Here is a 25,115-nt window from a genome sequence, read left to right as displayed (position 1 = left end):
AAGTAGAAGAAAAAAGCGTTATGAATATGATCTCAAAGAAACGTGCAGTATTATGCATTCTGGATGGATTGGGTATAGGAGCCATGCCAGACGCTCCTGAACAGCAACAGGGGGCCAACACTACCAACCATGTTATCAGTCGGGAGCAACGCGCCTCGTTCCCCCATCTAGCAGCACTTGGCTTGTTTGAGGCCGCCGATGGCACTTTCGGCCCGGCAGTCGGGCGGGCAGCGCTTGGCTATCCCGGTGCTGATAGCTACCTCGGCCACAACGAGCTGCTAGGCGGCACGGCCCCCGAAACCCACCCCGACACCGTTCGCGGGCGCCTTGAGTTCCTGATCCCGGCGCTCGAACAGGCAGGCTTCATAGTACACCCCATCGCGGACAATGGAGCGCTCTGGGTCAATAATGGTATTCTCGTCTCGGACAATCTGGAAAATGAGCCCGGCATGGCGATCAACCTTGCAGCCACCTTCGATATTGTCGATCTTGAGACGCTGGTCCGTGCTGGTGAGGTAGTGCGCACACAGGTTCGCAACCCGCGCGTTATCGCCTTCGGTTCGCCCGAGATCTCGCCTGAGAGCATTCTAAGCGCAGTCCATAAAGCGTCGGAAGGCCGAACAGGGATTGTTACACCAGAGGTTGGTTTCTACAAAGAAGGGTATCTGGTGCGCCACCTGGGTGTCGGTTTCAAGCCAGATGACGAGCTTCCCTTGCAGTTCATGCAGGCGGGCTATCCAGTGGAGTTGATCGGGAAAGTCGCGGACGTCGCGGCCGGAGATCAAGGCATACCACGCCGCCCGACGGTCGATACGCCGGGTGTTCTCTCGGATATCAATGAGACCTGGGAGCGCCTGGAAAGCGGCCTGATCGTCGCCACTGTTCAGGAAACAGATCTCTCCGGCCATGCCGAGGACGTGGATCGCTTCCGCGATATTCTGCGGCAGGTTGATACGTGGCTCGGCGAGTTCCTGCCCCGTCTGGATGACGAGAGCCTGCTTATCATCTCGGCGGATCACGGAAATGACCCGACATATGGCACCCATCATACACGGGAATATGTCCCGGTGCTGGTCCGCGGTCCACTGACAGAGCCTCTTACTCCTATGTCGAGCCTGCGCGGCGTCGCGGCACTCTGTCGCTCCTTCTTCGGGCTCGCCTGAGCCAAGCCGTACCATGAGGGACATACCTTGAGCGGGGTTGTTCCTCATGATACGGGCAGCCGCTCCAGCACACGCAAACAAACAGAGAGCAATTGGATCGCGGCCCCCACACAGCAGAAACAGGCAAGCACATTCACAATTCCCATAATCGACCAGTGCCCGGTATAGAGGGCAACGCTTGTCACCAGCATCATCAACACAATGCTCATCGTCAGCGCCAGAATCCCTTCAAGAAGCGGCTCTTCAAGCCGGAGAAAATTGACCACGATCGTTCCAGGAGCCAGAAACAGGAAGCCCAACAGGAGCAGATTGCAGAACCAGCCTCCCGAGATCATCAACGGCTCACAGAGAAACGAAAGCGGCAAAATCAGCAACGCACAGATTGTTGTTCGAGCCATCTCATTTCTCCTTTTCCGGCACGTAGCGCAAAATAGTAATATCTCCGTTTTGGTAGAATGACTGAAAGCGCTCCGAGCGCAGCAACTCTCGTTCCAGTTGCCGCAGTTTAAACGAGGGCACATCATTCAACAGGTCCGCTGCTGCCTCCTGACTTTTGGAAAAGAGAATATAGACCTCTGTCGGCTGCTCACGCCGAATCACATCCAGAATCGCCTCAACGTGCTCTTTACTGGCAAGCGCGATCGGGCTATACTTGATGACATCCTTCGCCGAGAAATAGTTGAACTGCTCGAAGCGCTCAAATTGCCAGGGTGCTCCATACCAGGCCTCCATCAGCAGTGAGTGCGGCGGCGCCACGCGATAGAGATAGCGCAACCCGACAACCTCATTCGCACTGATATAATCCATCTTTTCATTACCATACCGGGTAAACAGGAAACTGCTTAACAGCGCCAGTACAGCACAGGCCACCAGACCACAACGCCAGAGCGGGATCTTCTCCAGTTCTTCCTGCAAAAGCGAGGCCACAAAGAAAGCCGCGAAGGGGAGCGCAAACAGGTAGACCCGCAAGAGCATCTCACCACCATACGACTGCACAATCATCAGGAGGAATGGAGTCACGGCCAGAGCGATCAGCGTGATGTCTCTTTGGCCGCGCCGCCAGCGCAGGAGACAGCCCGCCACAGCCGCGGCCCAGAGAGTCAGTGTCATCATGATGCGGACAGATGAAATGTAAATATGCTCAGGGCTCCCCTTTACCGCCCGGGCAGTCACATTCGCCGAAAACGAGCTTGCGACCTGACCCAGATGGCCCGTCACCATTGGCATATGGCCGCGCAAGAACGGTTGTGCCATAATCACCATCCAGGCAAGCGTGAGCCCGCACAGAGCAACCGGCAGCCAGATAGGATGACAGCGCCGCAGCAGCACCAGCGCCGTGATACTGGCAATCATAAAGAAGGGCGTGAGCGGGTGGCTGGCTACCACACACACAAAAAGGAGTAATACCAGCGTCAGTAAGACAATCCGCTGGGCACGTGTACAGGGTTGTGGAACTTCGTCTGTCTGTCTGCTCCAATGCTCATAGCGCCTCAATAGTGCGATCGCGGGCTGTAGCCGGCGCCAGTTCGGCACCCGGAGCGGTTGAGTTGCTCCCCTGAACCAGCGCAGCAGGATCAGCAGAATTACCAGATAGCAGAAGAAGCTAAGCCCCTGTGGCGAAAAGTAGTCCTGCCCGATCCAGTTGCCCAGATAAAAAACCAGCAACCCCAACCAGAGCAGCCGCTTATTGGTGGTAAAGGTACCCAGAAGCCCATAGAGAGGGGCAAGATAGGCAAGGTTCAGCACAAGCGGCGCCCACCCGGCAAACACGAGAATATCAGGCGCGTGTATGACCCGGGTCAGAAAGGCTCCGAAGATAAAGAAGCCCGGCCAGTTAAAGTAGGCGTCAAGGTTGGGATCCACGGTCCCGTTACGCATGATGTACTCGGTATAGCCCGCATGTCGATAGACCGTCGCGAAACGCGGCACCTCCTCAAGTACCGACGTTATTCCATAGAGCATAAAAATGAGCGTGAGCAGATAGAGCAGTAGCAGCGGCTCCCGCAGCGACTTCAATTGTAGCAGAACCACAAAGCAGAGGACCGCAAGCCCCAGAGCTCCAAGCGTCTGTAACGGTAAGGCTGATACTAACCCTAGACCGGTCATCCTTTCTAACTGTACATCCGAGAGAGAGAAGCGCCAGAGCAAGAAGATAAGCAGCAGAATAAGCAGAGCAGTGCTATCGATCCACCTTCGCCTTCTATCCTGAAGGTAGATGTGAGTAAGCGATACCAGTTTGTCACGCAGTAAAACGCCCTCATAAGCATACCCGAGTAATCTCATAACGCTCCTTTTCTCCGATACTCTTATCTGGCAGTCTCCTCTAATAGGGCCTGGCAGGCTGGCTGAAGCGAGGGAACGCCTCCCTCTTTCAGGACAGTAGAGATACGCGCTGTATCCACAATCAGTACCTCATACGGTTTCAGCGTTCGTGACTCTCGCTCAAAGTTCACTGTGCGCGTATCGGCGGTTTTATTCACGATAATGGTTTTTATCGGCCCGGCAAGCGCCGCAATATCGGGCGAAGTCGTGTACGTGCGATAGATCACCGACCCGGCGCTAAAGCAATTGTTCAGCACCCTGTAGACCATAAACCACGGCAGCGGTCGGCCTCCATTCTCTACCGCGGTTGATGTCCAGAGACCATTCAACGGCGTGGACTCTCCTTCTCCGTTACCACCCCAGATCAACGCGACCGAGCCACCCGCCTCGATAAAGCGCATCATGGCATAGGTTTTGACCGCGAGCGTTCCCTGTAACTCGTTTGGTTGATAGCTATCGGCATACCACTCCGCCCACCAGATCGGCAACGTACGCGCTCCGGGATAGCGGTTCGCATCCAGCGAGCGAAGCCAGCGCACCACATCGGCAAACTTTTCTGCCGCTGTAAATGGATTCACATCTTCAACATCGTCCCGATTGCGATTGTTGCCGGATAACGTGATAAACTCTGCTCCCCGTTTATGTTCCAGCCAGTAGCTGATAGCGGCCAGATCGCGGTTATCATACATCCCGTACGAGCGAATAAATTGCGAGGGATGGCTGGCTTTCTGCGCATGCAGCCAGGTGTTCACCACAATGTAGGGTCCACCCACAAAGATCGCTGAAGGGTTGATATCGAGCTCTTTCGCGACCATCTTCAGCGTCTCATACACACGGTTGTACATATAGGTATATCCGTGCTTCGCATTGGGGCCATCGGGCTCCCCGGGCGATGTGCTGACATCCCAGTTGTTGGTCGCGGGATTATAGTACCCCTTAAACTCATTCCATATCTGAAAAAACCGGACATTATAGGGAGCGACCATATAGCGCTCGGCGACTCGGCGCACCAGATGCAGCCAGTTGTCCATCTGATTATCAAGCACACGCGAGGAATAGGCCACCTCAGCAAAATCATCAGCGGGGGTCAGCAATCTGGTGGTGCCATCTCCACGTAACTCCCCCTTTATCCACCAGGGAGCCTCACAGAGCGAGATTACAGGGTGCGCTCCCATCTGTCGCGCCAGCTCAAGCTTGCGATCCATAGAGGCCCAGTTATCCGGTTCTGGCTTAGCTGGATCAGGCCAGGGATTATCTGAGCCCCACCCCATAAGGAAATTGTTCACGAAGGTCAGCCCCTGAGAGGCAAGCGCCCGCGCCTGTTGAACCGCCTGCTCGCTGTTTGTTTTCCAGGGATAGGACAAACTGGAATCAACATTCGACATCCCTGGCGAAAAACGGCTGAGATAGCTCTGTTTTGTTACCTCAAGCGATGGCCCCTCCAGCTTACAGGATGCCAGCGGCAGAACGGCCAGGAAGACGAGTAGCAGCATGAAGCGCACAAACAAGGCTCGCTCTGCACGCCCTCGACTTCCATTCATGATGACTGTATGACCTCTCGATAGATAGTTTCAATGCGTGAGACGACCGCGCTTGCCAGAAAAGAGGTGACTTGCTGCCTGCCATGCTCCCCCATCCGGGCTCGCAAATGGTCATTCTCCATCAGCCATTCAAGCACAAAACGGAGAATACGAGCATTCCCGGGAGGAACCAGCACGCCCGTTTTGCCATCGACGACAACGTCAGAGATACCGCCAATACGCGAAGCAACCACGGGTTTTCCCATGGCCATCGCCTCCATTGCTACTGTCGGGCAGGCATCGGGGCACAGCGACGGTACAACGCCAATAGCACACCGTCGCCAGGCATGCATTACCGCCTGATGGGGCCAATCCCGCAACCAGATCACTCCTGGAGGCAGTTCAGTAGGAGAATCGGCCACAGCTCTCCCGATCAGGACAAGTGGCACGTTACAGGCCATATCGGCATAGGCATTGAGCAGCGTCGTTATGCCCTTATCATAACCAACATCTCCCACAAAAAGCAGAAATTCTCTCCTGGGGAGCTGCTGCAATAACCGATTCAGCTTCGCGTTTGAACTGCAAAGTGAGGTCACGGTATCAGGAATAAAATTCGGAATCACCTGAAAGGGTAACTCTAGCTCGCTCAGCCGAGCGCCCTCCGCCACAGCCCGGCTGACCGGGAGAAACAGATCCACTCCCTGACGGGCAGTAGCTGACGCGATGCGATGCATCAGTGCGACCGATATGCCTTTCATTATGCCATAATGCTGTGCACTACACTGTAGACACTTGTCCAGCCTCGGTCCCTCACAGAGTTCTCGCTGAAAGAGAAATCGCCTGGTTGGGCAGACCTGACTGAAATCATGCAGCGTCAAAATCAGCGGGCAGCCATACTGCTGCTTAAGAGGCAGGAACGAATAGACCAGCCAGTTATGTGCGTGAACAATCTCCGGGCGCTCCTGGTGCATGATCCTGGACAGGGCGCGAACTGCCTCGGGATCAGGAAACGGAGGCACATGTGTCCGCCGTGGATCGCTGTACAGAGATGAAAAGCGCTGCGTTGTCGTCCGAAAACGATAGACACGTACTCCCTGGTCCTCTTCAAATTCCGGGCAGCCCTCCTGCCAGAGTGTTGCTACCGCCACCTGATGGCCGCGTGCAACCAGTTCCAGGCTCAAATTGCGGACATGTCGTTCCTCTCCGCCGATTACTGGCGGGTAAAATTGAGTGAGCATCAGGATACGCATTGTGCCCTCCTCTCGCTTACAACACGTTGATAGAGCGTCAGCAACCGCTCGGCACAATCATCCCAGGTAGGCAAAGGAACGTCCTCTGCCCGGGGTGGCCATGCAAGAATCTCAGCAACCGTCTGCGCTATTTTCTGTGCCGAACTTCTTAAAGGAATCACTTTGACCAGAGGCCAACGGGCAAGCTCGCTCAGGCCCGACGTGTTGGCAACCAGAACCGGCTTGCGCAGCGAAAGCGCCTCCATAATCGAAACCGGGTGCGCTTCATACTGGCTGAGCAGCGCCACCAGCGAGGCACGAGCCAGAGTCATCGCCAGTTCCGCACGTCGGGCAGGGGAAATAGAGCGAATTTCAACAAAGTTGGCAACGCCCGCTGATTTCGCCAGCTCGCGCAAAACAAGCTCATAAGGCCCCTGTCCCAGGATCAAAAGCCGGGCCGCAGGACAATACTTATGGATTTCCGGCAGCGCCAGAATCAGCCGATGGTGTCCTTTATATTTCTCTAACCGTCCCACCGAGACGATCAGCGCATTCTCTGGTGTGATTGTCTCGCCTGAAGGGAGATAGGCAGCCAGATCAGACGCGCCATTAGGAATCACCTCAAACTTCTTCACAGGTAGCCCGAGCTTCAGGCAAAAATACGCGGCCTCGAACTGTGACACCCCGATCAAGTACTGTGCCCCGGCAAATAAGGGTCTCAACAAACGCCATTGCAGGCCACGAAACAACGTGCGCACCTGAGAAGAATGCCCTCCGGTATGAAACGTCAGCACATAGGGAAGGCCGAGTTTCTGCGCGGTCCGCATCGCCAAAATCGGCACGAAGGTATGACAGCTCTGGCAATGGACGAGATCCCAGTTCTCGCTCTTCATGACCGTCTCAATACCGGGAGCAAAAAAGTAGTCGCCCCGTGGAGGCCAGGCCCGCACGCGAATAATGCGCATGCCATCAGCCATCTCAACAGAGGGAGCGGATCCAGCCGGAGCAGTCGTCAGGAGTGTCAGCGCAACGCCTCGCTCAGCCAACCGCCGCCCGACCTCATACACATGCGTTTCCGTTCCGCCAACAGAAGGAGAGTAGCGCGGGGTCACCATCAACACTTTTACCACGTCAGATTCAACGGACATCTACAACCTCCCCTCAAAGCACTTCACGCTCTACATGGGCAATCTCTTCACCATCGCGTTTCTCTGCCAGTTCCAGTATACACACCCAACAACAAGGGTATCGCAAAGGGGTGGGATAACGGTTACGCACCATCTAAATGCGGAGAAGCAGAAACGCTTCGTGCTAATTATATGCAGTCTCCAAATAGATAGCCGCACATATTTCTTTCCTGCGTATTCGTATACTAAAGCCAACAATTGTTCTTTTTTGCCCATAACAAGCCGTATCAACGAGCAAGAATTACTGGCTCTGTGATGGAGCCAGCACGCAGAGCGCAAAGAGCATTGAACGTCTGGCTACACGGCTCTGGAAAGGTGATACAAAAGGTGAAAATACGACCAGGAAGAACACAGAAACCACGGGTCAGTGTGATAATCCCGGCAATGAACGAGGAACAAAACCTCCCCTGTATTTTGCCCTTACTCCCATCCATTGTTGATGAGGTCATACTGGTAGATGGGCATTCCACAGACAATACAATCCAGGTAGCCCGACAGCTTCTTCCCTCCATCCAGATTGTTACCCAGGCAGGGAGAGGGAAAGGCGAGGCGCTCCGCACTGGATTTGCCGTCTCGCGGGGGGACATCATTATCATGCTCGATGCAGATGGCTCGGCAGACCCGACAGAGATTCCGCGCTTCGTCAGTGCCCTGATGGAGGGCTATGACTGCGTTAAAGGATCACGCTTCAAGCCGGGCGGCGGCAGCTTCGATATCACGCCACTCCGCCGCCTGGGGAACGCCATTTTCTGCCATATCGTCAACCTGCTGTTTGGCACCAATATTAGCGACCTCTGTTATGGCTATGTGGCCTTCTGGCGCTCTTGCCTCGATCAGATCCAGCTCGACAGCGAGGGATTTGAGGTGGAAACACAGCTCTACCTCCGCATGCTGAAGGCGCATCTTGGCATTGCAGAGATCCCGAGTATCGAGAATCTACGCATCTATGGACGCAGCAACCTGCATACAATCCGCGATGGCTGGCGCGTCCTCAGTACCATTGTGCATGAGTGGCGCCAGGGGAAAACCGTGCATACAGAGCCGCTCAAGACGCTTCCTACGCAGCTTCACACGAAAGAAAAGATATCGGTATAAAAACGGAAAGGACGATGCCTGTGGAGGAACCACAGAAAGCAGATGTCTCAGTAGTCATCTGCACCTATAGTCTGGACCGCTGGCAGCCCCTTCAGGAAGCCATTGCCTCGGTTCGACGGCAAACCCTTCCGGCCAGAGAGATTATCGTTGTCAGCGACCATAATCAGACTCTCTATCAGCAACTACAAGCCTCTATGCCGGACATTCAGGTAGTGGAGAACCACCATGCTCCTGGCCTCTCGGGAGCGCGCAATACCGGTCTTGATGTTGCCCGGGGTAGCGTGATTGCGTTTCTCGACGATGACGCGATCGCCACCACGTCATGGCTTGCACAGCTCATAGAAGGCTTCACAGATCCCACAGTTGCAGCTACTGGAGGCTCGATACTTCCTCTCTGGCCCGGCCAAACACCACGCTGGTTCCCGGAGGAGTTTTACTGGGTAGTTGGCTGTACCTATCGAGGCATGCCCGAACAGAACACAATCGTACGGAATGTGATCGGCGCAAATATGGCATTTCGCAAGGAGGTATTGAAGCGCTCTGGTGGCTTTCGCAGCCATATCGGGCGTATCGGAACACTGCCGCTTGGCTGCGAGGAGACCGAACTATGTATCCGCGTGCAGCAGCAACAGCCGGGGATGCGTTGTCTGTATCAGCCCGAGGCCCGGGTCTATCACCGGGTGCCTCAGAGCCGCATAGCATGGAAATACTTCGTGCAACGCTGCTTCGCGGAAGGCATCTCCAAAGCGATGATCGCCCGCTTTGTCGGCCAGCACGCAAGTCTGGCGACCGAGCAAAGCTATACCTTTCGGTTGCTACTCGGTATTGTGCCCGCGCTACTTATCCGCTCGCTGCTTCATTGCGAACAAGTATCACTGCAAAAGGCGCTGACAATTCTGGCAGGGATTGGTGCTGCCGTGACGGGCTATCTCTATGGCAGCATGCCGGAACCGATGCTGTTGCCGTACCAGCAAAGAGGCCACCAGGTTCCCACAGGAAGAAAGGATCAGGTATGTTGATGAAGACCGCAGAACGGTATATCCCCATTCTCATGTATCATAGCATCTCCCAATCGGCGAACCCGCGCTTCAAGCAGCTCGCTGTTGCCCCGGTGATGTTCGCGGCTCAAATGGATTACCTGCATCGCAATGGCTATACGCCACTCAACGTGACCCAGTGCCTCAAGGCCATGCAGGGAAAGATACCGTTTCCCGCGAAGCCGGTTGTGATCACGTTTGATGATGGCTTTGCCGATTTCTATGATTATGCGCTGCCCATCCTGACGCGCTACCAGTTTACGGCTACGCTCTATATCACCACGGCCTATATCGGAAAAACCAGTACATGGCTTCGCCCCGAGAACGAGACCGAACGCCCCATGCTCAACTGGGCCCAGATTGAGGAGATCAGATGGGCCGGGATTGAGTGCGGAGCGCATACCCATACGCACCCCGCGCTGGATCTTCTGCCACTCTCCCTGGCGCGAGAAGAAATCGCGCTCAGCAAACTGATTCTTGAGCAGCGCTTAGGACAGGAGATCTGTAGCTTTGCCTATCCCTTCGGCTACTATACACCCGATGTTCGCGAACTGGTACAGCAGCTTGGTTTTACCTCGGCCTGTGCCGTCAACTTCGCGACCTGTGCCGTTACCTCACACCCATTCAGCCTTGAGCGCCTGATGGTTACGCCAGGCATGAGTATCGAAGCGTTCCGGCTGCTGCTCCACCAGGAGGAAGAGGCCCCCGTACTGAAGCGGATGTATATCAGGGCCCGCATTCCGGTAAAACAGGTCCTCCGAAGCTATAGCGCGGCGCTCACCCGGACACGGCGATAATGTGGAAGGATGAAGTGATGAAAGCAAAGCTTCAATACTGGTTCAAAACCTACGGTGACCTGCTGACAAATGCTGGCTCACTTATCGGCACTAGCGTGGTAACCTCGGGCATGGGCTTTATCTACTGGTGGATTGTCTCGCTCCGTTTCCCAAAGGGCGTGGTAGGCATCAGTACCGCAATCATCTCCGCCATGATGCTCCTCGGTACCATCAGTACGGTAGGGCTGGGCACCTTTTTGATTGGCGAGCTGCCCCGCACAACTGAAAAACGTGCCTCCCTGATCGGGGCCTCACTGCTACTCGCCAGCCTGATGGGAACGCTTGCCGGAATTCTCTTCGCCCTGCTGGTTCCGTCCTTATCCTCTCACTTTCATGAACTACGCACCAGCATCATGACCGTCCTCCTCTTCGCAACCGGGGTAAGCCTGACAGCCTGTACACTCGTTCTGGATCAGGCGCTCCTCGGTTTGCTGTGCGGCACGCAACAGCTCTTGCGCAATATTCTGTTTGCTTGCATCAAGCTGCTCGCGCTGCTTCCCGTTGAACTTGGTTTGCTGCATAAATCATGGGCGAGTATTTATGTAACCTGGATCATCGGGAATGTTTGCTCAATGATGGTGCTCTTCTTATACTGGATGATAAAGGGACAACACAGACACAGAATGCGTATCTGGAGTGATTGGAACTGGCTGAAAAAACCGGGGAAAACTGCCGGACAGCACTATCTCTTCAATCTGGCCCTTCAGGCAACGCCGCTGCTGTTACCTGTGCTGGTGACGATGAGTCTTTCGGCAACAACCAATGCAATATTCTATTCAGCCTGGATGATCGCCAATTTCCTGACGATGATCCCGCTTGCGCTGACCACCATACTCAACGCGCGGGCGGCGGCACACCCGGAGAGCCTGACGTCAAACGTTCGGATAACACTTGGCCTCTCCGTGCCACTCAGTGGTATCGCGTATGGGGTTTTGTTTGTGTGCGCCGGTTTTGTGATGTCTCTCTTTGGCTATCGCCATAATGAGCAGGCCGTCCTGTGTCTGCAAATTCTGGGCTTAAGCGTTTTTCCAGCAACCATACGCTATCATTTTGTCACAATCTATCGTCTGCGTCAGCGCATTCTGCACATAGTGCTTCCTATGTTTCTCTGCTGCATTGTGGAACTGGGAGCGGCTGCGCTAGGAGCCAGGATGGGAGGTTTGGTCGGGTTGAGTCTGGGGTGGCTCACAGTAGCCTGCACCGAGGCATGTTTCATGATCCGCACGGTCTACCAGGCTATGCACCACACATCAGATGATTCCTCCCTCGACGCCATTCAGGAGGCTGTCTACACTGGCCGCGTTTAAGGCTTCTGCTCGGTTGCCGCGGAAGTCTCTACAGGTTGTCTGCTTGCTTTTATCACACAAGAGCTTCTGTAAGGAGGACGTATATGAGACAGCTATTAGATCAACAACCGGCTTCATCAGCAACATCAGAAATGACATACGATGCGGTGGTTATCGGAGCCGGGCCCTATGGACTTTCAATCGCGGCGCATTTGTTGCATCACGGCCTTCGAGTAGCGATCTTTGGGAAACCGCTTCAGCTCTGGCGGGACTATATGCCCGACGGCATGTGGCTCCGCTCGGAATGGTGGGCAAGCAGCCTCTCTGATCCAACTGGAAAAGGCAGTATCAAGGCCTTTTTTCGCGAGATTGGCTACATGCCAGGCGAGCCGCTCCCGATTGAGCTCTTTATTCGCTATGGACTCTGGTTTCAAGAGCAACTGGTTCCTGAGATCCAGGAAACCTTCATTACAGATATAGAACAGCAAGATGGGCAGTTCTTGCTAACCCGGGACGATGGCGGGAAGCTCTCCAGCCGGGTTGTGATTATGGCACACGGCCTGCACTACTATACCTATCAGCCCGAGGCCTTTCAAAAGTTCAGCCCCGAACTGGTCTCTCATGCCTCGACCCATAAGCAGTTCACACGCTTTCAGGATAAAGAGGTCGCGGTCATCGGAGGCGGACAGAGCGCACTGGAAACTGCCGCACTGGCACAGGAATGCGGAGCGCGTGTACACCTGATCTCGCGCCGTCCGCTGACCTGGATTAAAGGCGAAACACCCGATGATACCTTCCTGCACCGCATTCTTCATCCCAGGGCCGGGATAAACTCGGACTGGGTAAGCTGGACACTGGAAAAGCTCCCGTACGCCTTCTATAAGCTGCCTAAATCGCTGAAAGCAACCGTCACAAGCAGGCTCTATGGGCCGATGGGTTCTTCCTGGCTCCGACCGAGAGTTCAGAATAAGGCTACCATTCATGAGGCACAACCGATCGTCGATATGCATGAGACTGACCGTGGAATCGAACTGCGCCTCTCCTCCGGCAAGCAACTTACGGTCGAGCACATTATTCTCGGGACAGGCTATCGCTGCGATCTCAGGAAAGTGCCAATGCTCAACAACGCGCTGCTCTCACGCATCCGCACTTACGAGCAAGCACCTCTGCTTTCTCCTTTCTTTGAGAGCAGCGTTCCCAATCTCTACTTTGTGGGATTTAGCTCCGTTCTGGGCGCGGGCCCGCTCTATCGCTTTGTTCTCGGGGCTGATGCCACTGCCAGACGTGTTACAGCTCATGTTGTCAGGCAATTTCAGAAGATAGGGAAGGGGCAACATTCATGAGTCAGACCTTGCTTCAGACATCCCGAGGGACAACACAAGTCGAGCATTCCACCTATCTCTATGACGCGCTCATCCTGGAAGCGCATTTACGACAGGCACTGGCAACAGTCCGCTCACTGGGTCGGCGTGGCTTACAGGTTGCAGTGATGGATCAAACACGTCATGCTCCCGCTTATGAGTCTCGCTGGTGCCGAAAAGCCTATATCTGCCCGACAGGCGACAGCGCGGAGATCTATTTCCAGACAATCAAGCGCTGTGTTGAGTACACGCGCCCCAGGGTACTGTTCGTCTCTTCCAATGCGACAGCCGAGATCATAAACCGCTACCGGGCTAAACTGGAAAAGCGCGTGCGTCTCGCCTTGAGTCCCGCTCCCGGTCTGCGCATCGCGCTGGATAAAGAGGCAACGCTTCAAATGGCCCGTGAGCAAGGTCTTTCCGTTCCACGCACTGTCACCGTAACACAAGAACAAGATATCAAAGCGGCGCTCCGTGACATCGGCCTACCAGCAATCCTGAAGCCTGCCCTCTCGTGGACATGGGAGACTCAACCAACACAAAGCCTGACAAGCCAGTTGGTGATAACAGAGGAGGAAGCCTATCGCCACGCTACCACGCTCCTGCAACATGGAACCGGCATTCTGATTCAACAGTATCTGTCAGGACGCCGGGAAGCGCTTCATGTCTTCTACGCACATGAGCGGTTCTACGCCTGCTTCGCGCAATGGGCCAAACGCACAGATCCCCCTCTTGGCGGAGCCTCTGTCCTGCGTCAGAGTATCCCCGTACCGCCAGATACGGGTAAGCAGGCGCAACAACTGGTCCGCACACTCTCTCTGGAAGGATATTCAGAAGTAGAGTTTCGCCGCGATGATCGAGGGACACCCTATCTGATGGAGATCAACCCGCGTCTCTCAGCATCAATAGAGCTGGCAATTCGGGCAGGAGTTGATTTCCCTTATATGCTCTATCAATGGGCCTGTGGAGAGCCCATTCCCCACGTAGAAGGCTACAAAACGGGGCTATGGATGCGCTATCTGCGTGGTGATTTTACCACAACCCTTGCATCCATGCTGCGCCAGGGACGGCCAGACGGTGCACCTCCCCTCAAGGCATTCCTGGATTTTGGCCTGACCTTCTTCCAGCCGATGTGTTACGATTATGTAGACTGGCGCGATCCTCTCCCGGCAATTGCCGCGGCAAAGGACTTCATACATTTTGCCTGTCAGCAGGTCAAACAGCGGCTACACCATCCCTGAGCGATCCACGATGGCAAGGCTTCAAGCGCTTGCCATCTTCTCTTTTTGGGCCGCAGTCTCGCGCTTGGAACGATTCCACGTGATCAAGGCGGCAGGAAGCAGGGCCAGTACAATTGGCAGAAGCACCCCCCAGCACCACAATAAGCAGATTCTCAGGCCCAGAGGGTGGATATAGGATGCAGGTGAGCGGCAGGGAACAGAGCAGGAGCAGGATGCTGATACCGATCCAGGCTCGTTTGAAGCGGGGTCGCCCTTTCCGGGACGCAAGAAATCCGGTCAAGCATGAGCAGAACATGGCCCCGACAATCAGCCCGATCAAGAGTTGTCCGTCAATATAAGCCCCCAGAGGCAGGAATGCAAGCGATGGAAGGAGTAGCAGCAAAGGACCAAGCCACCAGCCGAACAGAATCCCGGTCAACATGATATAGAGCGGGAGCATAGCCAGTACAACAGTTATCTCCACCCCTGTCATTGAGCCGCTACTGTTCCTGCTCGCATACAACAGAAGCGCCAGGCAAGCACCGAGCACAACCCAGAGCAGCGCTCTGAACAGCTTCCATAGCCGCGTTTTTTTGTGTGAAGCCATCCTGGTTTTCTCTTCGGTGTGCGCGGGCGTTGGCAGCGGTTTCTCGGCTTCAGGTGCGGGTGTTGCGGGGAGCACAAGCTGCTGCTGTTGCATCAGTCCATCACTTGCCCGTTCCGTCTTCATTTGTTCCGAAACATGTACAACAGTACTGGCGTCAGCAACAGTGGACCGCTGCAACGCAACGCTTGTAAGAGGATAGGTTGCAACCGTCGCCTCCCGCAACGCCACCGCGAACTCAGCGACACAGGAAAAACGCTGTTGCGGATCTTTTGCCAGCGCTTTCATCAGGACATGCGCTACCGCATTCGGGACATGGGAACCCATCGGGGGCGGAGGCGCTGAAAGGTGTTTGGCAACGATCTCGGTAAAGGTGCCATCAAATGGACGCCGCCCGGCCAACCACTCGTAGGCAACCACGGCAAGCGCATACTGATCACTTGCTGGACGCGGGTGCGACATGGCCTGCTCTGGAGCAATATAATATGGCGTCCCGGCAAAATTCTCGGTTTTCGCCGAGTTGGTGCTATGAGCAACTACGGCAATACCAAAATCTGTTAAGAGGATCTCCTGTCGGCTCCCCACCAACATATTTTCAGGCTTGATATCTCGATGAATAACCTTGCGGTCGTGTGCAAATTGCAGAGCATCAGCAATCTGCCCGACATAAGCGAGAACAGCAGAGAGCGAAACCCGCTCTCCATAACGGTGGCGCTCGCGCAAAGAGGCATCAGGAGCATAGTCCATCACCAGAAAAGGGGCTCCCTGCTCAATGCCAAAATCCAGAATACGCACGATGTTGGGATGACGAAGCTGTGCGACAGTACGAGCTTCAGTACGAAACTGAGTAATAGCGTCATTAGCCAGACGTGTATGTAGAATCTTGATGGCAGCATAAGTTCCGAGGTGAAGGTGCTCTCCGAGATACACATCCGCAAAGCCTCCCTGCCCGAGACCGCGCAGCAGATGATAGTTCCCGACAGTGCGCCCGATATATTCAAACATAGTATTTTTCCTACAAGCTCTTTGTCAGATCTTCGAGAAGAGGCAAAACAGAGATAGATATTGTCGGTTATCAAGTAATACATAAGAAAGAGAGACAATAACTCTCTTCTATATTAAGAACGTAGAGAAACCTGAAAATGCAACGGTGGAACAGGAACGACCAGTTAGAGAGGACAATCCAGCAGATCAAATACCATCTGTCAGCAGAAAAGAAGGGAGGAAACTCGAACCTCCGACACACGGTTTCTGGTAAAAAGCCTCAGTAAAGCTGCTCTTGCTGATTTGCTTTATGGGGGCTGTAGCTCAGTGAATAGAGCGTCGGTTGTTTTTATCACAGCAAAGGTTTTTCGAAATGGAGATGAGGATATGACACACTTTGAGAATCGCCGAGAATCGCCAAAAAAAAGAAGTGGCTCTACAAGCCACTGTGTTACTCGAATGGGGCTGAGAGGACTCGAACCTCCGACGCACGGTTTAGGAAACCGACGCTCTATCCACTGAGCTACAGCCCCGAGCAATACAATGATAGCATAATCTCAAACCTCATTCAATCCCTTTCCCAGGCGTATTCCCACTTAGAGAGACTTACTGCCTTTTCCATCACCGCTGTTTCCCACAAAAAGACGGAAGCAGGCACCGATCTTTCCCAGACAAAGCAGAATCGAGCCATCAATATGCGCCAGCGCCTCACTGACTCGCTCCATACAGTGCCGCAATCTTGTTGCAAAAGGCACAGAGAGCCAGCTCCGAAAGACCAGAGTATCGCCCAAAATAAAGTTAACAATGCCAGTACAGCCACTCCCCAGAACAGCCGCAGGCAGCGAAGACAGAAACGGTCGCGCCAGCAGAAAGATCCCCATATTGACCCAGGATGTACCGATCACCGCGCCATGATAGGCCAGCCAGCGTCCTAACACGCTATGCCAGCGCGTTCCCTCAATCCGACGATCTCTCCAGGTAAAGCAATAACTCAAAATGAAATTGACCTGCGCACCCACAAAAAAAGCCACGCCATTTGCGATTGTTGGAAGCCAGCCGATTGCCTCCAACACATAGAGGGTGCTCAACTGCGAAGCCGTCGCAACGCCACCGGTAAGCATAAAGTGAATGACGCGCCTCGCAATCGCGTGCCAGGTCTGACGTGCCGACACCTGTCTTTTTTGTTTCAAAGCGTCCACTCTCTTACCAAGCCCCATAACGGAGCCTTTCCGAAAAGGGCTTGCAGTCCTTCTGTTTCATCGCCAGCAAAGGAGCGGGCTGTTATCGCTATTATACTCTATCAGACAGAGAAAGATCTGCATCTTTCTAGTAGATTCGTCATTTCAGCTAGAATTCTCTCATTTGTTGGCCACCAGAACAAAACAAAATGAGGCCAGATAAAACAGATACTCTGGCCTCATTGCATGGGGTCTAAGAACAACTACTGTTGCAAGCGAACACCGTAAAGATCAACCAAATAGCGGAGTCACGTGCGGCTGATAAAGTAGACACCGGGCCCGCTCTGGAATGTCCAGTATGACACGGCCAGCGGGTTCACTCCCCAATTCATTGAACTTACCACAACAGAGCCATTGTTCAATACTTTCTCGACAACTCCAACATGCCCAAAGGGGCCAGCTCCCTGCACGCCTCCCAACAACTGCATAATAGCGCCAACACTTGGACGAGACGATACGTGCCAGCCATACTCATACGCTCGATCTTTCCACTGCCATGCATCAGCGTTCCAGCGCCAGGGCACGAAGTACCCATGCATCTCATGATAGCGCTGATTGGCATACCATGTACATTGACCATAGGGGAAAGCATTGCCTTGAGCAGCATACATTGAATACACAGGAGATGCGTGCTGAGATGGCTCCATCAGAGCCATTTCGTCACGTTCGGCATCCTGGCTTCCCGCCTGAATGAGCTGCTCCGCAAACGCCACTCTCCTCTCTGGTTTCATCAGCCTTTTGCCGGTAGACGGTGCTATATCATGTACAGGCGCGCTCCACCGGGCCGAGCGGAGGCCGGTTCGCGGGAGCTGCGCATTCTGCACTGGGAGATCAGCACGCGGCAAAAAGCGTATATCGTAGGTCACAGCATCACTTTGAGCAGAAAGCGGTGGCGTTAAAGCCCACCTCTCACCGCAAAAAGCCGATGAAGAGACGGCAGGCGTGAACTCAACCTCCTGCCACACACTGCTTTCCCTGTAATTCGCTTGTGCCTCGATTTTTCTGGCAGGAGACATGCTTCTGTGGCACTCCTGAACAGTCGCCGCTGCGCTCACCCCGGCACTGCCAAAGTGGAGCGTACAGGCAACAGTACAGATTCCTAGCATCGCCATCAGCTTTGTCTTTGTTACCAGATGCACGATTTTTTCCTTGCGGAATATTTTCCAGCGTAATCGACGTGTTTGCAATGTTTCCTCTTTCGATTCAACAACTTGCAGACCCCTGCACATGAATGCTTTCACCTCACCAGTATGCTAAAAAGCTATCTATCGGTGAGTTCATCGAGAACATTCACTCAGAGGCAATATATACACGTCATTGTAAAAATGTATCTTAATATAGAAACTAACGATAGAGCAATGAGTAGGAGGGAAGTGAAAGGTATAGAAATGGATGGAAACGCGAGAGCAGAAAGCAATTACATACTGGTTCGGCCCTCGGTTCTTGAAGGTCCAGAGAGGCTACCCGGACACTTTGAAGGCATAAAAAAAAGATGGGATAGCAGAGAGACTATCCCACCTTTCAACATGGTATCGATTTAGAGACGCTTCTTCGGTTTCTTATGGACATAAGGTGAGTTCTTCTCAAGGTCAGGGCTCACGCTTCCCACTTTGGCTTCATCGGCAACAGGGCGCTCCGCACTCTCGACAGAGGGTGTCCCGGTTACTTGATTGTAGCCAACCTCAGTGACCTGCTCACGACGAATCGCGTTCACCGGCTTCATTCCGGGAGGAGGAGGCGTTTTCGTCGGGCCAGGGCGGGAGGTAGGCCAGGCCGGAAAGGTAAAACGAGGTTTTTCGATCGCTTTACTCTCGGCTGCTGTCGGCTGGACGGCTTGTGTTTTCTCAGGTTTGGTCTTCTGTTTCTGCATCTTTCATTCCCTCGTATTCATCATTCCACCAAACTAAAGCGTTCATCAACAAGCAGACGGTGCAAAAAGAAAAATACTGCTGGCCCGCGCTGTCGAAAGAGCTTCAGTTTATAGAATTTATATATCAGGATAATGCCTACTGTATGTAAAACGAGTGACCCCTATGATAGCGATACTGAAAAAGGCGCTCTATAAACGCTCTTCCCGACTCAATAGACGAAATACATACATCCAGAAAGCACAAAGATATCCTGCTTCTGGCGACAGGAAAAAGCCTTCCCTCTTATTGTACAATGCTCAATCCATGCCGTGCGAGAAGAGCGACAAAAGGAAGCACTCTCTATCAAAAACATAGTATAGCACTGATTCTTCAGTGATGGCGATACAAAATAACGGCTTCGCTGAGATTGGTCCTCCCTGCCAGCTTATGCCGCGCCCGACCAGACGGTAGCTCTCATATCAGAGAATACCATTGACTTTTTTAAGAGGAATATGGTACTCTTTCCTCAATGTGAAACGTTTAACCCACACACGGAAAGCAGAGAATGACCAGAAACGTACCAACTTTGCGCGATGTTGCCAGGCAGGCGGGAGTCTCTATCGCGACTGTCTCCTACGTCCTGAATGGAAAGCGTCCGGACAACAAGACGATCAATGAAGAGACACGCGAAAAGGTGCTGCAAGCCGTAGCAAAACTCGGGTATGTACCCAACCAGACAGCACGGCACCTGCGGCGCCAGCGGACCGAGCGGATCTGTATCGTGCTGCCACAACTTGGTGTCCCCTATTATGAGGCGCTCTGCCAGGATATAGAACGCATCGCCGAGCAGCATCACTACTCAGTCGTCTTGCTCCTGGCAGAAAACGCCGAGGGTCAGCAAAAGGCATTTACGCAGCTCTCACGTCAGCTTGCTGATGGCGTTGTCTTTATTCACGGCTCCCCGTCGAACGCGGAGTTGGAACAGCTTGCTCGGGCCGGTATTGCCGTCGTCGCCTTTAACAATGAAGTTGAGGGCACAGCGTTCGATATTGTCCGCACGACTGAAAAAGAGGCATTCTATCGGGCAGTCTGGTATCTTATCGATAAGGGTCATCGCCGCATTGCCTTTTTATACGGAGGCAAGGAGAACCAGGCAGACAAAGATGTACGGCTCGAACAATATCTGCAAGCTCTGCGTGATGCCAACATCATGCCAGATCCCAGGCTGATCTTGCAGGGAGTAGCTGGAACCCGCAAAGAAGCATACCGCAGCGCCTATCAGCTTCTCCAGCAGCCATATCGACCCAGCGCAATTTTTACCGGTTCTGATATCTCTGCTATTTCGACCATCTGGGCCGCCCGAGATCTGGGTTTACGTGTTCCTGACGACGTTGCCGTTGTGGGCGCTGGCAATATTGCCGATGGCGAAATTACCAGTCCTCCGCTGACGACCGTCGGTCCTGCCTCACTGGATTTCACCATTATCGCCAAACTCTTATTTGACCGCCTCGAACATCCTGGCAGTCAAGGACGCATTCATCTCTGTCGATGGGAGCTGATCATTCGCGGATCAGCTTGATAGCCCGGTTTGCAATGTTGCATATCACCAGGAGGGAACTTTATGACTATTTCCATTCAACATCCTGACGAGCGGCCTGCACTCACTCGCCGTCGTGTGCTCAAGCTCGGCGGCGCACTGGCTTCTACAGCCTTTGCAGTTCCCACTATTTTAAGTGCTTGCGGCGGAACTAACTCGCTGACAGGCGGCACCTCGGATAAAACACTCCGCGTTTACTGGAACGCCGGACATGCCTACCAGGTATACAAGAAAGTCATCGAGCAGTTTGAGCAGGATCATCAAGGCTGGAAGGTCAAGCTTGAGCTTTATCAATGGCCCGACCTGCGCACAAAATTGATGGCGAACTTCCAGGCAAACGACACGCCCGATCTGGTCGAGGAGCCCGGAGGCTGGGTGCAGGAATTTGGCCTTACCGGAAAACTGCGCTCTCTACAGGACTTTATCAATAAGGACAAACAGAGTTCAGGTTTCCCTGATGACTGGCAAGACTACACGGTTCAGCGCAATACGGTCAATGGCGAAGTATACGGCGTGCAACTTCACCTTACCTGCACGCTCTGCTTCTACAATACAGAGATGTTTGAGAAAGCCGGGATCAAAACATTCCCCACCACCTGGGATGACTTCCTCGCAGCCTGTAAAGAGCTCACTGGCAAGGGAGTCTATGGCGTCGCACTCAATCAGGATGCGGGCTACGCCTGGCCGTGGTTCCTTCAGAACGGCGCGCGCATCTACGACCCCGAGAAAAAAGTGCTCGATCTGGATAATGAGCGGGCCTTTGAAGCGCTTCAGTTCCAGTCTGACCTCATTCATAAGCACAAAGTCGCCCCCGTTCCCGTCGCAACTGGGAGCTATGATGGTCCCCAGAAACTCTTCTCGGCCCGGAGAGCCGCCATTATCCTCACCGGTCCCTGGGATATCAAACCCATTCTTGAGGGCAGCAAAGACCTGAAATGGAATATTGCGCAGGCACTCAAGCAGCAGACACAGGCAACAACAGCCGCAGGCAGTAGCATGATGATCCCCAAAGCGGCAAAAAATCCCGAGATGGCCTGGGAACTGCTCAAGCGCCTTGTAGCTCTTGATGTCGAGCTCGCAGCAACAAAAGAAGCGCGTATGACCATGCCCCGCAAATCATGGGGCAACCATCCCGACGTCAAACAGATGGATCTGATAGCGCCCTTTGGGCAAGGTCTCACCTACGCGCAATTTTCCGGCGCCGAACTGGAAAAAACCGGGAAATCAGGCACGATCAATGACCTCTTCAACAAGGCCTATCAGGATGTCATCTACAAGCAGAGGCCAGCAGCCGACGCATTGAAAGAATTCGTTGCTACCGGAAACAAGGCATTATCATAGCGCATCACAAGGGGGTCTGCATGGGTCTTATTGTCGCGCAAGACCGATACGGGGCAAAACGGCATGTACGTACCGGGCTGGCTTCGCGTCAGGCGCTGGTTGCCTATATTTTTCTGATGCCTGCCCTGATTTATTTTACCGTGTTCTTCTTCTACCCTATTCTGGTTGAACTCTGGACAAGCATGCAGAGCACAACCGATTTTGTGGGTTTGGCAAATTATGTTCAGGCATTGCAGGACCAACGAGTGCTTGAGTCATTTAAGGTGACGCTGATCTTCGCGGTCTGCGTCACCACCTTCAACGTGCTGATTGGTCTGGGCCTTGCCCTGTTGCTTGATCGGCCTATTAAAGGACGCACCATCTTCCGGGCTCTTTTTCTGGTGCCTTACATGACTTCTATGGTTATTGTAGGGCTCATGTGGCGCAATATTCTGGACCCGATGGTCGGCATTTTCAACCGGCTCCTCCTTGCGGTGGGACTTCCCACCCAGGACTGGCTGACGAACTATCATATGGCGTTACCAGTTATCATTGGTGTGACCATCTGGCAGGGCGTCGGATATACGATGGTGCTGTTTCTGGCAGGCCTGCAAGGCATTCCCACCGAGTTCTATGAGGCTGCCCGCGTGGATGGGGCCGGCCCCTGGGCGCGTTTTCGCTATATTACACTTCCCCTGCTGGCACAGACCACGCTGTTTGTCGTCATCATCAGTGCCATCGGGAGCCTGCAAGCATTCGCTCAAGCCTTTATTATCACGCAAGGCGGCCCGGCAGATGCGACGCGCTTTTTCATTTTCCACGTCTACAATACCGCCTTCAATGAAAACAACCTGGGGTATGCTTCGGCGTTGACCTTCTTGATGTTTATCGTCATTCTGGTCCTGACCTTCTTCCAACTACGGGTCAGCAAACAGGCCGTTGAATACTAAGGACGGAGGAAGTTTGTATGCACATCAAGCAACGTCTCACCGGAAGCATTCTTTCCTCCATGCTGAGTTATCTGATATTGATTGTTCTGGCTGCGATTGCCGTTCTGCCGCTGCTCTACATGGTCTCCCTCTCGCTACAAAGCGAGGCAGAAACCTTTGCAGGCGTTCCTGTCATCGTTCCAGCGGTACCACAGTGGCAGAACTATCTTGAGATCTGGCAAAAAGCGCCCTTTGCGCGCTTCTTCCTCAACAGTGTGATTGTTGCAGGAACAGTGACCATCTCACACCTGTTCTTTGATCCGCTGGCAGGGTACGTCTTTGCGAAATTTCGCTTCCCCCTGCGGAACGTGCTCTTTCTGTTGATTCTGGGGACATTGATGATCCCCTTCTTTGTCCGCATGATTCCGCTGTATGTTATGATGGCACAATGGCACTGGCTTGATAGCTATCAGGCCATGATCACACCGTTTCTGATGGGAGCATTCGGCATCTTTTTGACGCGCCAGTTTATCCAGCCCCTTCCATTCGAGCTGATCGATGCAGCACGGCTAGATGGCTGTTCTGAGTTCGGAATATACTGGCGGATCATTCTGCCTCAGATCAGGCCAGCGCTGGCCGCGTTGGGCCTCTTTACCTTTATCTTTCAATGGGATGAGTTTATCTGGCCCTTGATTATCGCCAACAGCACCGAGATGAGAACCATGCCCGTTGGGTTGACCCTCTTCAATCAGGAGTTCTTTACTCAGTGGCACTATACCGCCGCCGGAGCTGTCGTCCTTTTTATCCCGATCTTTCTCCTATTCCTGTTCTGTCAGAAATACTTCGTCAAAGGAATTAGCCTGACAGGCATGAAATAGGGCACCATACCAAACTGCGGAGAACAACACACAATGAGCAATACACAGAAAAAGCGCCCAAACGTGATTGTCTTTTTTACGGATCAACAACGCTGGGATACATCGGGGTTACACGGCAACCCGCTTGACCTGACCCCCAATTTTGACCGCTTCGCACAGCGCGGTACCCATCTGACCCAGATGTTTACCTGTCAGCCTGTCTGTGGTCCGGCACGCTCCATTATGCAAACTGGCCTGTATCCAACAACGACCGGCTGCTATCGCAATGATATCCCATTGCCAGCCCAGGCGCGAACACTGGCCCACCACTTTCAGTCGGCGGGCTATCATACTGGCTATGTTGGCAAATGGCATCTGGGCACCAGTGATCCGGTTCCAGTAGAGGAGCGCGGTGGCTATGATTACTGGCTGGCGGCCAACATTCTTGAGTTCACCTCGCGTCCCTATAACACAATCGTCTATGACAATGAGAATCGTGAGGTCAAGCTACCGGGTTATCGTGTCGATGCGATTGTTGATGCCGCCATTCGCTATATCGATGAGCAGAAAGACAATCCCTTCTTTCTCTTTATCTCGCAGCTTGAGCCACATCAACAGAACCAGCAGGACTACTTCCCGGCCCCCGATGGCTATGAAGAGCGCTATCGGGGTGCATGGCTTCCCCCCGATCTGGCGGCGCTTGGAGGCTCCTCACAGCAGCATATCGCCGGCTACTACGGGCAGGTCAAGCGCGTGGATGAGGCGTTTGGCCGTCTGTTAGATGCCCTGAAAAGTCTTGATCTGACCAACAATACCATTGTACTTTTCACCTCAGATCATGGCTGTCACTTCAAAACGCGCAATAGCGAATACAAGCGCTCGTGTCACGAAAGCTCTATCCGGGTGCTGGCAGCATTGCAGGGCCCTGGCTTCACAGGCGGTCGGCGCATCGAGGAGGGTATCAGCCTGATCGATATTCCGCCCACACTGCTGGAAGCTGCCGGGATCCCGGTTCCCTCTGAGATGCAGGGACGCTCAATCGTGCCACTGGTGCGCAATCAGGAAGATGTTGTCTGGCCAGAAGAGGTTTTTATTCAGATCAGTGAATCGCAAGTGGGCCGGGCCATTCGCACCCGGAACTGGAAGTATGGCGTGAACGCGCCAGACAAGAACGGGTGGGACGATTCGGGCTCCACGCACTACGTCGAACAATATCTCTATGACCTTGAGGCGGACCCCTACGAGCTACGTAATCTGGCTGGCAGCCCGCACCATCGCGCAATTGCCCGCGAGCTCCGGGAACGTCTGATCTGCCGCATGCAGGAAGCGGGCGAACCCGCACCAACAATCGAAGACTGACATATCAGGGAGCCCTTTTCCGGGCTTCCCTGCCCTCTCGCTTCTCTTTTTCTCCTTCTCAGCGCCCAAAGAGCAAGAAAGACGCTTTTCTGAAGATCTGTTTTCTGTTATGCTATCAGTCAGT

Annotated in this window: 21 protein-coding genes and 1 tRNA gene; 12 read left to right on the top strand and 10 right to left on the bottom strand. The window is 53.7% G+C overall.

From position 1 onward, the window contains the following. Positions 1 to 20: 20 nt before the first annotated feature. Entirely contained in the window at positions 21 to 1,163 is a 1,143-nt protein-coding gene (locus KTH_RS24010; protein ID WP_170142908.1) for a phosphopentomutase, read from the top strand. Between the two features lie 44 nt (positions 1,164 to 1,207). Here KTH_RS24010 and KTH_RS24005 read toward each other — a convergent pair whose 3' ends face one another. Genes KTH_RS24005 through KTH_RS23985 form a run of 5 tightly spaced genes read right to left on the bottom strand, consistent with a single transcriptional unit; the run spans position 1,208 to position 7,382 of the window. Next, positions 1,208 to 1,561 carry a hypothetical protein gene (locus KTH_RS24005; protein ID WP_111325446.1) on the bottom strand — a complete coding sequence of 118 codons (354 nt, stop codon included), beginning with the start codon at positions 1,559 to 1,561 and terminating at the stop codon, positions 1,208 to 1,210. Between the two features lies 1 nt (position 1,562). After that, on the bottom strand, positions 1,563 to 3,446 hold the full coding sequence (locus KTH_RS24000; protein ID WP_111325445.1) for a hypothetical protein: 1,884 nt from the start codon (positions 3,444 to 3,446) through the stop codon (positions 1,563 to 1,565). Positions 3,447 to 3,469: 23 nt separating this feature from the next. After that, complete coding sequence (locus KTH_RS23995) at positions 3,470 to 5,026, bottom strand: hypothetical protein (RefSeq protein ID WP_111325444.1); 1,557 nt, start codon at positions 5,024 to 5,026, stop codon at positions 3,470 to 3,472. Continuing rightward, positions 5,023 to 6,255, bottom strand: a complete 1,233-nt coding sequence (locus KTH_RS23990; RefSeq protein WP_111325443.1) for a glycosyltransferase family 4 protein — start codon at positions 6,253 to 6,255, stop codon at positions 5,023 to 5,025. The genes KTH_RS23995 and KTH_RS23990 overlap by 4 nt, the downstream gene beginning before the upstream one ends. Beyond that, a complete protein-coding gene (locus KTH_RS23985) occupies positions 6,243 to 7,382 on the bottom strand; it encodes a glycosyltransferase family 4 protein (RefSeq protein ID WP_111325442.1) in 1,140 nt (379 codons plus the stop codon). The genes KTH_RS23990 and KTH_RS23985 overlap by 13 nt, the downstream gene beginning before the upstream one ends. 366 nt (positions 7,383 to 7,748) lie before the next feature. Here KTH_RS23985 and KTH_RS23980 point away from each other — a divergent pair, with 366 nt between their 5' ends. From KTH_RS23980 to KTH_RS23955, 6 genes are all read left to right on the top strand, one after another. Then, complete coding sequence (locus KTH_RS23980) at positions 7,749 to 8,516, top strand: glycosyltransferase family 2 protein (protein WP_246046339.1); 768 nt, start codon at positions 7,749 to 7,751, stop codon at positions 8,514 to 8,516. A gap of 14 nt (positions 8,517 to 8,530) precedes the next feature. Beyond that, complete coding sequence (locus KTH_RS23975; RefSeq protein ID WP_111325440.1) at positions 8,531 to 9,535, top strand: glycosyltransferase family 2 protein; 1,005 nt, start codon at positions 8,531 to 8,533, stop codon at positions 9,533 to 9,535. After that, positions 9,529 to 10,350, top strand: a complete 822-nt coding sequence (locus KTH_RS23970; RefSeq protein ID WP_170142906.1) for a polysaccharide deacetylase family protein — start codon at positions 9,529 to 9,531, stop codon at positions 10,348 to 10,350. The genes KTH_RS23975 and KTH_RS23970 overlap by 7 nt, the downstream gene beginning before the upstream one ends. Before the next feature lie 17 nt (positions 10,351 to 10,367). After that, a complete protein-coding gene (locus tag KTH_RS23965) occupies positions 10,368 to 11,696 on the top strand; it encodes a lipopolysaccharide biosynthesis protein (RefSeq protein ID WP_111325438.1) in 1,329 nt (442 codons plus the stop codon). A gap of 83 nt (positions 11,697 to 11,779) precedes the next feature. Then, positions 11,780 to 13,018: an NAD(P)-binding domain-containing protein gene (locus KTH_RS23960; protein WP_111325437.1), complete on the top strand. Its 1,239-nt coding sequence runs from the start codon at positions 11,780 to 11,782 to the stop codon at positions 13,016 to 13,018. After that, a complete protein-coding gene (locus tag KTH_RS23955) occupies positions 13,015 to 14,274 on the top strand; it encodes a carboxylate--amine ligase (RefSeq protein WP_111325436.1) in 1,260 nt (419 codons plus the stop codon). The genes KTH_RS23960 and KTH_RS23955 overlap by 4 nt, the downstream gene beginning before the upstream one ends. On the opposite strand, the gene KTH_RS23950 is transcribed toward KTH_RS23955, so the two are convergent. The 5 genes from KTH_RS23950 to KTH_RS23930 all read right to left on the bottom strand — a co-directional run bounded on the left by KTH_RS23950 (position 14,249) and on the right by KTH_RS23930 (position 18,949). Further along, positions 14,249 to 15,862: a serine/threonine protein kinase gene (locus tag KTH_RS23950; RefSeq protein WP_497621462.1), complete on the bottom strand. Its 1,614-nt coding sequence runs from the start codon at positions 15,860 to 15,862 to the stop codon at positions 14,249 to 14,251. The genes KTH_RS23955 and KTH_RS23950 overlap by 26 nt on opposite strands. A gap of 439 nt (positions 15,863 to 16,301) precedes the next feature. After that, a tRNA-Arg gene (locus KTH_RS23945) sits at positions 16,302 to 16,374 on the bottom strand. A gap of 63 nt (positions 16,375 to 16,437) precedes the next feature. Then, a complete protein-coding gene (locus tag KTH_RS23940) occupies positions 16,438 to 17,013 on the bottom strand; it encodes a GtrA family protein (RefSeq protein ID WP_497621461.1) in 576 nt (191 codons plus the stop codon). A 314-nt stretch (positions 17,014 to 17,327) separates the two neighbouring features. Then, positions 17,328 to 18,266, bottom strand: coding sequence for a CHAP domain-containing protein (locus KTH_RS23935; RefSeq protein WP_497621459.1), 939 nt, complete (start codon positions 18,264 to 18,266; stop codon positions 17,328 to 17,330). Positions 18,267 to 18,616: 350 nt separating this feature from the next. Next, positions 18,617 to 18,949 carry a hypothetical protein gene (locus tag KTH_RS23930; protein ID WP_111326439.1) on the bottom strand — a complete coding sequence of 111 codons (333 nt, stop codon included), beginning with the start codon at positions 18,947 to 18,949 and terminating at the stop codon, positions 18,617 to 18,619. A gap of 545 nt (positions 18,950 to 19,494) precedes the next feature. On the opposite strand from KTH_RS23930, the gene KTH_RS23925 reads away from it, so the two are divergent. From KTH_RS23925 to KTH_RS23905, 5 genes are read left to right on the top strand one after another with little or no spacing between them, the layout of a single operon-like run. After that, the gene (locus tag KTH_RS23925; protein ID WP_497621457.1) at positions 19,495 to 20,508 is read left to right on the top strand and encodes a LacI family DNA-binding transcriptional regulator; all 1,014 of its coding nucleotides are present in this window, start codon (positions 19,495 to 19,497) and stop codon (positions 20,506 to 20,508) included. A 42-nt stretch (positions 20,509 to 20,550) separates the two neighbouring features. After that, positions 20,551 to 21,867: an ABC transporter substrate-binding protein gene (locus KTH_RS23920; protein ID WP_497621455.1), complete on the top strand. Its 1,317-nt coding sequence runs from the start codon at positions 20,551 to 20,553 to the stop codon at positions 21,865 to 21,867. A 20-nt stretch (positions 21,868 to 21,887) separates the two neighbouring features. Beyond that, positions 21,888 to 22,796, top strand: coding sequence for a carbohydrate ABC transporter permease (locus KTH_RS23915; RefSeq protein WP_497621453.1), 909 nt, complete (start codon positions 21,888 to 21,890; stop codon positions 22,794 to 22,796). A 17-nt stretch (positions 22,797 to 22,813) separates the two neighbouring features. Continuing rightward, a complete protein-coding gene (locus KTH_RS23910; RefSeq protein ID WP_174843909.1) occupies positions 22,814 to 23,653 on the top strand; it encodes a carbohydrate ABC transporter permease in 840 nt (279 codons plus the stop codon). Between the two features lie 33 nt (positions 23,654 to 23,686). Then, the gene (locus KTH_RS23905; RefSeq protein ID WP_497621451.1) at positions 23,687 to 24,991 is read left to right on the top strand and encodes a sulfatase family protein; all 1,305 of its coding nucleotides are present in this window, start codon (positions 23,687 to 23,689) and stop codon (positions 24,989 to 24,991) included. Positions 24,992 to 25,115 lie beyond the last annotated feature (124 nt).

The sequence above is a fragment of the Thermosporothrix sp. COM3 genome, from assembly GCF_059696735.1.
This window is presented reverse-complemented; position numbering and strand designations above follow the sequence as displayed.

Excerpts from the sequence above, each read along its gene's own strand:
- KTH_RS23960 (WP_111325437.1), top strand. The coding sequence starts at position 11,780 with ATGAGACAGCTATTAGATCAACAACCGGCTTCATCAGCAACATCAGAA.
- KTH_RS24010 (WP_170142908.1), top strand. The coding sequence starts at position 21 with ATGAATATGATCTCAAAGAAACGTGCAGTATTATGCATTCTGGATGGA.
- KTH_RS23990 (WP_111325443.1), bottom strand. The coding sequence starts at position 6,255 with ATGCGTATCCTGATGCTCACTCAATTTTACCCGCCAGTAATCGGCGGA.
- KTH_RS23975 (WP_111325440.1), top strand. The coding sequence starts at position 8,531 with ATGCCTGTGGAGGAACCACAGAAAGCAGATGTCTCAGTAGTCATCTGC.
- KTH_RS23985 (WP_111325442.1), bottom strand. The coding sequence starts at position 7,382 with ATGTCCGTTGAATCTGACGTGGTAAAAGTGTTGATGGTGACCCCGCGC.
- KTH_RS23905 (WP_497621451.1), top strand. The coding sequence starts at position 23,687 with ATGAGCAATACACAGAAAAAGCGCCCAAACGTGATTGTCTTTTTTACG.
- KTH_RS23995 (WP_111325444.1), bottom strand. The coding sequence starts at position 5,026 with ATGAATGGAAGTCGAGGGCGTGCAGAGCGAGCCTTGTTTGTGCGCTTC.
- KTH_RS23910 (WP_174843909.1), top strand. The coding sequence starts at position 22,814 with ATGCACATCAAGCAACGTCTCACCGGAAGCATTCTTTCCTCCATGCTG.
- KTH_RS23925 (WP_497621457.1), top strand. The coding sequence starts at position 19,495 with ATGACCAGAAACGTACCAACTTTGCGCGATGTTGCCAGGCAGGCGGGA.
- KTH_RS23965 (WP_111325438.1), top strand. The coding sequence starts at position 10,368 with ATGAAAGCAAAGCTTCAATACTGGTTCAAAACCTACGGTGACCTGCTG.
- KTH_RS23920 (WP_497621455.1), top strand. The coding sequence starts at position 20,551 with ATGACTATTTCCATTCAACATCCTGACGAGCGGCCTGCACTCACTCGC.
- KTH_RS23955 (WP_111325436.1), top strand. The coding sequence starts at position 13,015 with ATGAGTCAGACCTTGCTTCAGACATCCCGAGGGACAACACAAGTCGAG.
- KTH_RS23930 (WP_111326439.1), bottom strand. The coding sequence starts at position 18,949 with ATGCAGAAACAGAAGACCAAACCTGAGAAAACACAAGCCGTCCAGCCG.
- KTH_RS24005 (WP_111325446.1), bottom strand. The coding sequence starts at position 1,561 with ATGGCTCGAACAACAATCTGTGCGTTGCTGATTTTGCCGCTTTCGTTT.
- KTH_RS23950 (WP_497621462.1), bottom strand. The coding sequence starts at position 15,862 with ATGTTTGAATATATCGGGCGCACTGTCGGGAACTATCATCTGCTGCGC.
- KTH_RS23915 (WP_497621453.1), top strand. The coding sequence starts at position 21,888 with ATGGGTCTTATTGTCGCGCAAGACCGATACGGGGCAAAACGGCATGTA.
- KTH_RS24000 (WP_111325445.1), bottom strand. The coding sequence starts at position 3,446 with ATGAGATTACTCGGGTATGCTTATGAGGGCGTTTTACTGCGTGACAAA.
- KTH_RS23970 (WP_170142906.1), top strand. The coding sequence starts at position 9,529 with ATGTTGATGAAGACCGCAGAACGGTATATCCCCATTCTCATGTATCAT.